General features: G+C 49.1%; 6 protein-coding genes. All 6 read right to left on the bottom strand.

Annotated elements, in window-relative coordinates:
- Nucleotides 1-3: 3 nt before the first annotated feature.
- Complete coding sequence (locus MKY54_RS04115) at nucleotides 4-933, bottom strand: ABC transporter permease subunit (RefSeq protein ID WP_036684959.1); 930 nt, start codon at nucleotides 931-933, stop codon at nucleotides 4-6.
- 99 nt (nucleotides 934-1,032) lie between these two features.
- Complete coding sequence (locus MKY54_RS04110) at nucleotides 1,033-2,535, bottom strand: ABC transporter substrate-binding protein (RefSeq protein WP_076130103.1); 1,503 nt, start codon at nucleotides 2,533-2,535, stop codon at nucleotides 1,033-1,035.
- 175 nt (nucleotides 2,536-2,710) lie between these two features.
- A complete protein-coding gene (locus tag MKY54_RS04105; RefSeq protein ID WP_076105357.1) occupies nucleotides 2,711-4,231 on the bottom strand; it encodes a response regulator transcription factor in 1,521 nt (506 codons plus the stop codon).
- A complete protein-coding gene (locus tag MKY54_RS04100) occupies nucleotides 4,224-6,047 on the bottom strand; it encodes a sensor histidine kinase (protein WP_076130102.1) in 1,824 nt (607 codons plus the stop codon). Before MKY54_RS04100 ends, MKY54_RS04105 begins: the two co-directional genes overlap by 8 nt.
- 178 nt (nucleotides 6,048-6,225) lie before the next feature.
- Nucleotides 6,226-11,280 carry an S-layer homology domain-containing protein gene (locus tag MKY54_RS04095; RefSeq protein WP_339189633.1) on the bottom strand — a complete coding sequence of 1,685 codons (5,055 nt, stop codon included), beginning with the start codon at nucleotides 11,278-11,280 and terminating at the stop codon, nucleotides 6,226-6,228.
- 88 nt (nucleotides 11,281-11,368) lie between these two features.
- On the bottom strand, nucleotides 11,369-11,548 hold the full coding sequence (locus MKY54_RS04090; protein WP_339189632.1) for a hypothetical protein: 180 nt from the start codon (nucleotides 11,546-11,548) through the stop codon (nucleotides 11,369-11,371).
- Nucleotides 11,549-12,144 lie beyond the last annotated feature (596 nt).

Below are 12,144 nucleotides of genomic sequence, written 5' to 3'. Positions count from 1 at the left end.
GTTCTAGAACAAAGCGCTATCCTTGTTGTATTTGCGGACAATATAGTTAGAGGTCATCACTAGCGTAAAGCCGACAACCGATTGATACAGACCTGCGGCAGTGCTCATACCAATCTCACCCGTTGTTTTGAGGCCTTGATAGACATAGGTATCAATAACATTCGTGACACTGTAGAGCGTACCGGAATTACGAGGCACCTGGTAAAAGAGACCGAAGTCGGCGTAGAAGATTTTACCGATGGCCAGCAGGGTCATGATCGTGATAATTGGACTCAGCAACGGCAGTGTAATATTGCGAATCTGTTGGAACTTACTAGCTCCGTCGATCATCGCCGCTTCATACAGCGACTTGTCGATCCCCATAATAGCTGCGAGATAAACTACGCTGTTGTAACCAACTGCTTTCCACAGATAGACTAGGATCAGGATGAACGGCCAGTAGGCTTTTTCCGAGTACCACTGAATTGACTCTGCGCCAAAAAAGCCCATGATCTGGTTCAGCATCCCGCGTTCGGAGCTCAGGAAACTAAATGCAAAATAGCCGACAACGACCCATGACAGGAAGTAGGGCAGGAACATGCCGGTCTGATACACTTTGGCCAGCTTCTTGTTCACAATCTCGGACAGCACAATCGCCATCAGAACCGACAAGATCAAGCCAAGCAGGATAAACGCTCCATTGTAGAGCAAGGTGTTGCGGGTAATGATGTACGCGTCATTGGTGGTAAACAAAAACTTGAAGTTGTCTAGCCCCACCCATTTGCTGTTGATAATACTCGCCCAGAAGCCGTCGCGGCTAAAGCGGTATTCCTTGAAAGCAATAATCGTCCCTATCATCGGCAGGTAAGAGAAAAAGAGAAACCAAAGCGCACCTGGTAAAACCATGAGCAGCATAATCTTGTTATTCATAATATTTTTTATAAATCCGCTGATTGTCTTCACACTTAGATCCCTCCTGTATGTCCTTATATTTCAAAAAAAGACCGGGTCAGAGGCCACGCCCCTGCCCCGATCTTCTCTTACGTTGATGTTTTACTTGTTGTTGGACGCTTTCCAGGCATCAATTTGCGATTGCGCTTCAGCGATAATTTTGTCCAAACCAGCTGCCTTGAATTTCTCAATAGCTTTCGGTAGATACTCGTCAGGATCAACGGTTCCAGTCATCAGTGGTGACCAGTATTCTTCTTTTACGTTCTGAACCGCAGCGATTTCAGTAGTCACCTTGGAAGTGTCGAAGTTAAAACCAAGCAGCGGTGCATTTACACCGGATTCATTAAACTTTTTGAACTCTTCCCATTTGTTCTCAGGGTCACCCTCGTTCAAATAGTTGATCATGATATTGCCCAGCGAGAAGGTTGGCATGTCATAGTTCTTGGATTCATCCAGGTTCTTCATGGAATTCTCACCAGTCTTCTCGTAGTGCACGCCTTCGATTCCGGAGTCAATCATATTGCGCAGCACCGGATCGGTGTTGAGCAGGTTCAGGAACTCCATCGCTTTCTCCGGATATGCGGAGTTAGCCGAGATAGCTTGCATCGAACCCATAACGGACCAGTTGTAGATGTAAGGTTTGCCAGCTGGCGTAGAAACTACAGGATAGCCGTAGCTTGCCGACCACAGATTGTCCGCCATCGGCTGGGTAGCTGCACGATCCATGAACCAGTTGGAAGATTTGTAGAGATCATCCACCGAAGTTGTAGTTGCTACTTCCGGCGAGATATAACCTGCCTTGTAATATTTGCGAACGGTTTCAAGAGTGCTTTTGAGTTCTGGTGTTTCCAGAATATTCACGATCTTGTAATCCTTCGTGTCCATATAAACAGCCATTGGCATCTTTTCAATGATGTAGTCGAACGGCAGCACTGGCATGAAATCCTTCACCATAGCGTAAGGCGTGATGCCCGGTTCATTCTCTTTGATCGTCTTCAGCAGTGGTTCAATGCTTTCCATTGTGTTCACCCCGGAAATGTCGAGGTTATATTTGTCGAGCAGCTCTTTATTAAAGCGCCAAACTTCTTGCGCCGGAAGCTCTTTGTTGGCAGGTACGGCATAATTATGTCCATCTACCTTGGAGCCTTCCAGGAACGCCGGATCAATCGTGTCTACGATGCCTTTTCCATATTCATTAAGCAGGCTGTCCAATTCCATAAAAGCGCCTTTGCGGGCATTTTGCACATAATCGAACGCCCAGGAGCACGTAAAGAGAATGTCCATGGGTTCGCCAGCGGCTACTTTGACCTGCATTTTTTGTGTATAATCACCAAAATCAATCATATTCATCTTCAGGGTGACATTTATCTTCTCTTTAGTGTACTTATTGACTTCTTCCACGACACGGTCCAGATCCTTCTGCGGTCCGCCGATCGTGTACCAGATCAGTTCGACTGGTTTCTCGGATGATGCACCGTCGCCGCCCGCTCCTGAACTGTTAGTTGCCGCGTTGTTTGAATCGCCGCCACATGCGCTGAGCGCAAGCGAGAATGCCATAAGTGATGTCAGTAACAGGGAAAACCTTTTTCTTTTGTTGTTGCCCATTCCTGTATAACCTCCCCTTTGTTTACCTCAAGATCGCTGGCCTAATCCGGAATTAAACCAGCAGCTTTCTCCTTCAAGGACTATCTTTACTGTAATTTATGAAAGCATTTTCAAACAGAAGCTAAACTAAATAAATCATGTAGAAAATAAAGAAAAAGCTTGCAGCGGCGGTCCGCTAGACAAGCCCTTTGTACTCCGTAGGAGATATCCCGACATGCTTCTTAAATTGTTTGTAAAAATAGCCGGTCTCCCAATAGCCTACTTTGAGAGCGATTTCATGAACTTTAAGTGAGGTATTCCGCAGCAGCTCCTTCGCCTTCTCAATCCGGTATTTATTGATATATTCGGTGAATGACTCATTCACCTCTTTATGGAACAGCTGTCCCAAATACACCGGGTGAATATGGTATTGGGCACCGAGGGTCTTCAGTGACACATCTTCATTGTAGGACTCATGGATATAATTCAGCACCTGCTGCACGACTGGACTCTTTACGTCCCGAACTAAGGCGTCTACCGTAATGGTAGCGGCTTCCTGAATAATCTGAGTCAGTTCATTTATGGAAACTGTAGAGCGAATGAGGCCAAAACCGTCTGCGAAAAGCTCCGGTTCTTCCACATGACGAATCTCCTGCAGCTGCATCTTGAAGCGGATCAACCATTCCATGGCAATGCCTTGCAGCAGCACAGGTGTAATCCCCTCCATCCGCCGCAGCTGCTCAAAATGATCCTGGATCCGCACCAGCAGCGCTTCCTTATCCTTCGCCATAATCAGCTTGAGATCATCTTCCCAATTCAGCGGCATGCCTTGGACGGCAACCTCATGCCTGTCCTGAACTTCCTCATAATGCAGCAAATTCCGCTCTGGAAACAGCATGAAATATTCCTGAGTCATCTTTGCATGGGCATAACTCTGAGCCGCCGCCTCCTCCATCTCCTCCACCGTTCCTACGGACAGACGCATTGGCGGACCGCCAGTTAGGGATAACAGCAGCTGCGCATGAAGCCTTTCCACCGCTTCTTTACCCTGCTGATACTCACTAAGCAGATGCAGCAGCACGGTATCTCCATCCATATCCCGGAATGCAATCAAAGACGGGTTACCGCCTACAACCTCTTCCACCGCCTGAAATAGCTCGGCAGCGTCCTGTTCAGGGCGAAGCAGGGCTACCTGCACCAGCGGCTTATCTAGTCTAAGTCCCAGAAAATCAGTCCGTTCACTGAATTCCTTAGGCCCAATCTGGCACCGCAGCCAGCGGTACATCACATTATCGCGCAGAATGGAAATACTATGCGCATTGAATTGACTCTCTTGACGGGAGACACCCAGCTTCTCGGCGGCAGTCACTAATGTTGCCCGGAACTCTTGCAAATTAATAGGCTTGAGCAGATAATTTTCAATGCCGAGCGCCATTCCTTCCTTAAGATAACCGAACTCATCATAGCCGCTGAGGATAACAACTTTGATCTCCGGCTGAATCTCCCGTACGGCCCGGATCAGATCCAGCCCGTTCATCAGCGGCATGGAAATATCCGTAATCAGAATATCCGCTGGAACAAACCGCAACGACTCTAGCGCTTCCTGTCCGTTCTCGGCGTGGCCGACAATCTCCATCCCCAGTGCTGCCCAATCCACAATGTCATATAATCCTTCGATAATAAAAGGCTCGTCGTCCACAATGAAAATTTTATACATGGTTTGGATCATCCTCTCCCAGATCGGGAAAATACACAGTCACGGTTGTGCCGGTACCCGCTTCGCTTTGTAATTCAATGCCATACTCACTGCCATAAAGCAGCTTCAAACGTTCATGAATACTGCGCAGGCCGAATGATTCCGATTGTTCATCTGGCTGCAAAAGACCTTCTTTGAGCTGGACCAATCTGTCCGGCGCAATCCCCCGCCCATTGTCTGTAACTACCGCACGCAAATATTGGCCATCCTTGGCCACAGCCACACTGATGTGATTATCATTCTTGTCCACGCGCATCCCATGTAGAATGTAGTTTTCAATGATAGGCTGCAGCGACATTTTGAGTACAACTCTTCCGGTAAGCTCTTTCCCGCATTCCATTGTATAAGAGAATTTATCCTTATAACGGATGCGGAACAGCTCCAGATATAAACGGCAGGCCTCTAGTTCATCCTTCATCGTATGCTTGGGTTTCTGGTGAACATAGCTTTTGAACAACACCGACAAGCTGTAGATCATCTCCCCGACATCTGAAGCTCCTTGAGAGATTGCCCTCATCCGGATCACCTCCAAGGTATTGTAGAGAAAATGTGGGTTTACCCTGGCTTCAAGCGCGGCGATTTCGGTATGTTTTTGCTTGATTTCAGCCTTGAACACACGGTCTATATGAAGATTCAGCTCATTCAGCATATCGTTGAAGCTCTTGGAGATCTGCCCCAGCTCGTCTTCTCTGACATCGGTAATCCGGGCATCCAGGTCACCGTTTTTCACTTTGCGGGTGAACTTGATAATTTTATGAGTCCGTCTGGCAAAATTATTGATAAATAAAGTGGGCGTAATAATCGCAAACAACAGGCAGATCAAGCAGATAATGAAGATCATGTTCCGCAATCCCCTATAGGTGGCGGCTAATTCCTGCTTAGGTACAGCACTCAACACAGTAAATCCGCCTTGGGTGTGAGTCTGCTTAGTAATGATCATCCCGCCGACTTCTTCACCATCTGTATAAGCAGAATTCATCTGCTCGGGATAAGGATAGCGCTTTCCATAATAGGTGCCCGAGGTATCAAATAACACATCCCCATCCGCTGCCAGCACCAGAATCTTTCCCTTGAAGTCATCCTTATAATTGCCCATACTCCCCCAGACCTCGCTGGCATCAAAATAGACTAGAAGCTGACCAATGTTGCGCAGTGATATCTTGTTATTGACCGGGGTACGAACCGTAAACATCGGCCCCTCCGGAGATGAGATCGCCTGACTGACCCAAGTGTTTGGAGCGGTGACACTGCCTTCCTCCTCCAGATACAGCGCATCCGGTACAAAAGAGTGGGCTGCATTAGTGGAAATAATCTGAAATTTGCCTTGGTCGTTATAGACATACAACTGCTGCTCAGCTGCACTGTAGAGCATTAAACTGCGGATATCAGGATCATCTTCAACTTGATTGCGAAAAAACTGCACGGTATCCGTCGTAGCATTACTTTCGTTGAAATAGCGGTCCAGCCGGTACCTCACGTAATCTTCATACGGATGCTCCAGCAAATACGACGTATTAGCAGTCAGCTCCGTGTCCCGGTACACGTCCCGCATCATAGACTGTACAGAGTCATATTTCTGCTCAATATAGCTGTTGATGCTCTCCACGGTACGTTTCTGAATCTCCATCTGCCGCTGCACTACAGCCTGAGACATGAGCAAGAACATCAGGTAGGAGAAGGTGATAATGGTGACCACGGCAATGACTGAGAAGAGCAGGATGATTTTCATAAACAGATTATTCTTCAGATACTTTCTGTACAATTTCCCCGGAAACATCAGCAACCTCCTACAGCAGGGGGAAGACTAAGCTTCGCTGCTTGTCATTATGAATAAAGTATAGCATGAGGTGCTTCCTGCCTGTGGCTGGTAAAAGCTTGCAATCCTCCGCCAAGCAAAGACAGTCTGCCCATGGAGCAAAGGGCTCCTTGGGCAGACCGTGGTGAGGCTATATAATCTACCGGATGTAATTCAAGATGAACTGCGCAGCCTCGGCACGGGTCGCCAAGCCACCGGGAACAAACTTCCCGTCCGTGCGGCCATTCACCAGACCCAGTGATGAAGCAGCATTCACGCTGTCTGCCGCCCAGGCTGCTACCTCACCGGAATCGGTGAATGTTGCCGGGGCCGATGACTGAAGCGCTCCATGCTCCAGTACATAGGCACGCATTAGCATAGTGACAATCTCCTGGCGGCTGATGTTCGCACTCGGATCGAAGTGCTCAGCAGTGCGTCCGCCTACAATACCTGCCCGGACCAGACGCGCCAGGTCCTGCTCATACCAGACACCAGAAGGCACATCACTAAATTTCAATTCCGCCTGATCTTGCAGTCCCAGCACGCCAGCCAGCAGCTTCACAAATTCCGCTCTTGTAATCCTGCGGGCGGGTTCAAATCCATTTTCGGAAGTGCCTTGTACCAGATGTTTAGCCGCCAGCTGGCGGATAGTGTCCGCAGCCCAGTGAGTAGACGGAACATCAGCGAAGGATTTATTGTACTCCAGCACAGCCAGCCTGCCTGTTCCGCTAAACTCCCCTTGCAGGAAGCCATTCGCGTACACTCCGCCGAGATAGGTAAGCGAACCTCCTTCAGCAATAGCATATAAACCAAGCAAATTAGTATTATAATCCGTATTTGTTGCATTCCATTGTAAGGTTACTGGTTTGCTGAAGCTTGGAAGACGGCTAGATGTGCCATTCCCCGCGATGATGCTCAGATCAAACGTCATACCCGTACCCCGCAAGACCACCCCACGCTCTGCTTTCAGTGTGCTCATGTTCAAAGTCTCCGGGCTGAGCTTCACCAGAATCTTGCCGCCTGAAGCTTGGGCTTCATTAAGCAGAGCCTTCAATTGCACCAGCAATTCCGGCGCAATACCAAGTGTGGTTCCCGAGGCAGCCAATTCAAGTTGATGGATCCCGAGCAATTCACCTGCATTCACAGGCAGCTCGATAGCTGTAACGCCTGCCGGCACCTTTACCGTCACTTTGCCGTTCTCAGTAGATGTACTGAGTGCACTTGCTGGAACTGTCAAAGTTGTGCTAGTAGGACTTGGAAGCGGCGTTGCTGTCGCTGCCGGAGTCATCCCACCAGTTCCCGTACCTGTCCCTGGAGCCGATGTCGGCTGCGGTGTAGATACAGGAGTATTGTGGACCTTGAAATTAATAATTCCGCTCTTTTGAACAGCCGTATAAGGGTGACCATTCAGTATTTTGGTGTTGGTGACTACGGCCGTGTACTCGCCGCTGTCTGTTTCTTTTGCAGAAGGAATCGTATAATTACGCTCCACAGCACCTTCAATGGCCTGCCCGTCTTTCAACCATTGGTAGCTTAACTCGCCATAAACTGCAGAAGCTACTACGGCAAAAGACACCTTATCACCTACAACTGCCGGATTCTTATCTACACTATTAGAGGTGATAATTGGCGCATCGGGTGCCGGATGTACTGTCACCGTAAGTTCATTACCGGTTCTTGTTGAAGGCTCCGTTCCCTCTTTTCCAGTCAGAACCACACGGAACTGCATACCGCTGTCTGCTTCAGAAGCAGTAAATGCGTATACCGCCGAAGTCACGCTCTCCGCCACAGTCCATTCCTCTGCGGTTGCTGCCTTCGTCTCCCAGCGAACCGATTCCACATCCCCGCGGATCTGTACGAACAGCTTCACTTCTTCACCAGTAATGACATCAAGTGCAGAAGGAAGATCGGTTATGAAATCAGGCGCTTCCCATGGTGCTTCAGCCGGAGTTAAGTTAATTGTGTACTCTGCTTCACTGCTGTCACCAGATTCATTGGTGACGATGACCTTGTACTTATTGCCATCCATCCCGGTAGTCAAAGCAGGGATAGTATAGGAGGCGGACACTCCCAACGCATCTCCATAACCGCTGCCTGTGTCCGCATACCAGGCATAAGTCAGCTGCCCAGCGCCAGTGGCAACTGCCGTTAGTGTCGCGGACGTATTTTCACGGAAGGAACCTTCCCCTACGATCTGCACCTTTGGAGCTTGCAAGGCCCACTTCGCCTGCAAGTTCAGCTCACCGGTTATTAGATCTTCGGCAAAATTCCATCTTCGCGCATCTTCTCCTTCTCCAATGTACCAGCCTTCCAGGTCATAACCCTCTCTGGCAATGCCTGTAGGCTCCATCAGCAAAGTGCCATACACAGCCTCGGCCACAGTATTTGCTGGTTCACCCCCATTAGCATCAAAGAGAACGGGATAGCTTCCTTTCAGATAGACAGGTTTGGAGCGGTTGCCTGCATAATCCTCCATCACCACATGCACAACTTTTGCCAACGAGGTGAAGCTTAAGCTCGCCTTAGTTGTCCGTCCACGGATAATCATCGGCTTATTGCCAGAGCTATACGTTGTGGCAAAAGATTTTGCATTCCCATCCTCATACACATACATATACCGCCAGTCTCTGGTATTCGGCATCGGCAGATTCAGCTTACCGTCCGTCCAGGACCATTCTTCCGCGTAAGGTTCCGCGACCGTGTCGATGAACCGGCCGCTAACCGAGACGGGATCAGTGTTGCCTGCGGTAACGGTGACAATGTAATCATCGCCGTTTACCGGCATCCCCGTGAACAGCGCAGTGCTTGCACCTGCCGGGACAACCACTTGCTGTGACACCGGTTCGGATGTCGTAATCCAATTCAAAGACTGCACTCGAACGGTAATGTCACCGGAAGCTTGGGCGGAGTTCGTCCAGTTCACTGTCAACTCCCCGTCCGCGCTTGAATCCACCTTCACTCCGGAAACCGCCGCATCCAGATCAAAAGCCAGCGTTGCCACTTCACCCTCCACTCCATCCGCACCCACTGCAACCACTTTAAGGGTTCCGGATTTCACCGGGAGATGCTTCAGGTAGAACACCTCATCGTATTTGCCGCCCATAAATACATCATTCACGTACACATTATATTGCTTGATCTTAGTGTAATCGGGATCTAGCTTCCACTTCACAACCATCTCACCTGTATCTGTAAAAGCTTCCGCAACTGCTAATTCCGCAGGAGCTGCGGGCTTTACGGCAGACCCGTCATAAACGCGCAGCTGTCCGACGTTCATCTGGTAGGTGGACGCTGTTCCTTGCCCGGGATCGAAGACCAGTCCAAGGGCTGCAATATTATGACCCGCGTATGCACTGAGGTCCAGCTCCTTTGTCAACCAACCGTCCGAGTGCTGACCACTGTTTGGAACAGCGACCTCTACGACGGTATTCGGATCATCAGCCAGGATGAGTCCTACTGCCATCGCCGAAGCATCTGTGGCAGATGGCTTGTTGAAGCTGATCGACAGCTTGGAGTTGCCATTGACCTCCAGCTCTGTTTTGTACAGACGCAAGAAGTTCTTCGCATTCAGATTGCCGTTCACCACCAGTGAACTGCCACCGTTATACGCACCGATCTGCTCATAGTTGTAACGGTTTGTACTCGCAAGGTTGTACTCCGGTCCATAATCAAAATCTACAGTAAGCTTATTGCCAGCAGTATCCTGCCACCACTGCCAAGTCACTGGAATATCCTGCAGGCTCATATTAGACCACTCATCCGGGTTCGATACTTCACCGTTCACGGAATAGGACAAGCCCTGTCCAGTGTTAAAATTGGTGTAAAAGTTCTTGTCCTTAATCACCGAACGCTCCGCAATGACGGACGAGATTCCCGGCCAGTAACGGTTGTCGGCATAAACATCGGCAACGGTATTGGTTGCCGATTTGACCGTATTCTTAGGGTCCACGTTCGGGCCTGACCACCATAGCTGCTCACGCAGTTTTGTCATCCATTGGTAGTCATTTTCGGATCTGTGCGAGACCGGGTAAGACAGGTTCATGTCCTCATCCAGACCGGCATGAACAAAGTCCGCACCGAGTGTAGCCAAGCTGAGCCGTGGCAAGCCATTGCTGTCCAGCTTGTTCATCAACGCTGTTCCGTTAACGGACTTGAACCGGTCACGGCCTGCTTCCAGCCCTGCAAAACCAACCTCAAACAAGTTGTAGCTTGTTCCCAGACTGGCATTCAGATTGCTTAAGTAACTAGCCGCGTTGGTAATCTGTGTATTGCCAGCCCCGTAGTCGAAGAAAAACGAATTGGAGACGGGTTCCTTGGTGCTTTTATCCACTAAAAAGGAGATATTGGTATCATTAATCGTCCGGGCGAACGTATTAGCACCGGTATTGGTGTTCAGCGAGTCGTACCACTGTACATACAGGCCGCCCTCTTGCAGCACCTTCATAAACGCGATGTAATCGGGGATATCCTGGGTCGCTACATTCGGATTCATCTCTTCCTGATTTACAAAATAACCGTCAAACCCGAAATACCCGGCCATCTCGATCAGTTTATCCGCCACCGGAAAATTACCATTCTCATCTTTAACTATCATTTGTTTGTACGTCTGCTGTCCACGGTCATTATTGGAAAAAAAGATCCCCGCCAATGACAACACGCCGTTCTTATGCGCTGCATCGGTGTAGGTAGGGTTCGGGATGTTCAGCATGCCGAATTCGAACCATTTTTGCTGCCAGTCCTTCTGGGCCAATTCATCATAATATTCCGGCGGGGTATACGCAGTCGCTGTACCATGCCAGTAGGAGTAGTAATCGATATATTGCCAAAAGTTAAAATGATACTGCGCAAACTTGTTCGTATACGGCGCGTTCTCAATAAAAGCATTCCCGTAGTCGCCAGCAACGTTGATCATCTGTGTATCTGCGCTAAGCGCTGGGTTAGCTTGGGTTGCAGCAAATGGGGCATTCCGCTTCTGCAGCGGCACCCGCGATCTCAACAGCTCTGCATCCGGATCGGTTGCCGGACTCCAGTTCGCAATATGGCTGCTCGTATATCCATGTACATTAGGCTGATTGGCACCCGGCGCACTGTCTCCTGTAAAAGGCCACGTATCGCCGGCGTAAGCCGTTAGGGGAAGTCCTGAAACTAGCAAAGCTGCCGCCAGAACAGCTGATGTCAGCTTACGACGCGCCTTTTTACCGGTGTGAAGGTTCATTTTCCACTCTCCTCGTCCTGTAGTTGTTTCGGTTACTCTCATCCATGAAGCGTAATGTGTCTCACTATGTCGCCGAACAGCAAGTAGATTACTTCTGTTGTCCCGTCCCTCTGCTGCTCCTACCCTCTTCTACTTCTACTTCTACTTCTACTTCTTCTTCTTCTACTTCTACTCTCTTCTGCCTACAGATTCTGTATCCAACCACATTCGTGCAAGCACATTCTGTATTCAACCCCGATCGTGCAAGCGCATTCAATTTTGTCGGCAACCCTCCTGCCTTACTTTGATTAGTCCACCCTAATCTAACCCAGATCTTTCCTTACAAATAGCCGCAAAATTAAAGATATGCTGGATAAATTAAAGATTATCGTGCTATCAGGGCTCGATATCCTGGCAATGAGTGGGTCGTTAAACATATGTTGGTTGAAAATATAAAGAGGATGAAGGAGCGTGGTCTCTTTTGCCTCTTATCTCCGCCACTCCGCCGCATTCACTCATTTCAAAGGCACTTTTGCCTCTCTTTCACGCCCATCCACCGCATTCGCTCATTTCTGAGGCACTTTTGCCTCTCTTTCGCAACACTCCTCCGAATTCACTCATTTCAAAGGCACTTTTGCCTCTCTTTCACGCTAATCCGCCGCAATCGCTCATTTCAGAGGCACTTTTGCCTCTCTTTCATGCCAATCCACCGCATTCGCTCATTTCTGAGGCACTTTTGCCTCTCTTTACTGCAACTCCGCCGTATTCGCTCAAATCAAAGGCACTTTTGCCTCTCTTTTACGCCACTCCGCCTCATTCACTCCAATCAAAGGCATTTTTGCCTCTCTTTCACGCCCATCCGCCGTATTCGCTCATTTCTGAGGC

Origin of the sequence: Paenibacillus sp. FSL P2-0121 (assembly GCF_037975345.1) — a bacterium.
Lineage (GTDB): Bacteria > Bacillota > Bacilli > Paenibacillales > Paenibacillaceae > Paenibacillus_AQ > Paenibacillus_AQ odorifer.
Note: the sequence above shows the minus strand (reverse complement) of the source record. Positions and strands in the feature narration are given on the sequence as shown.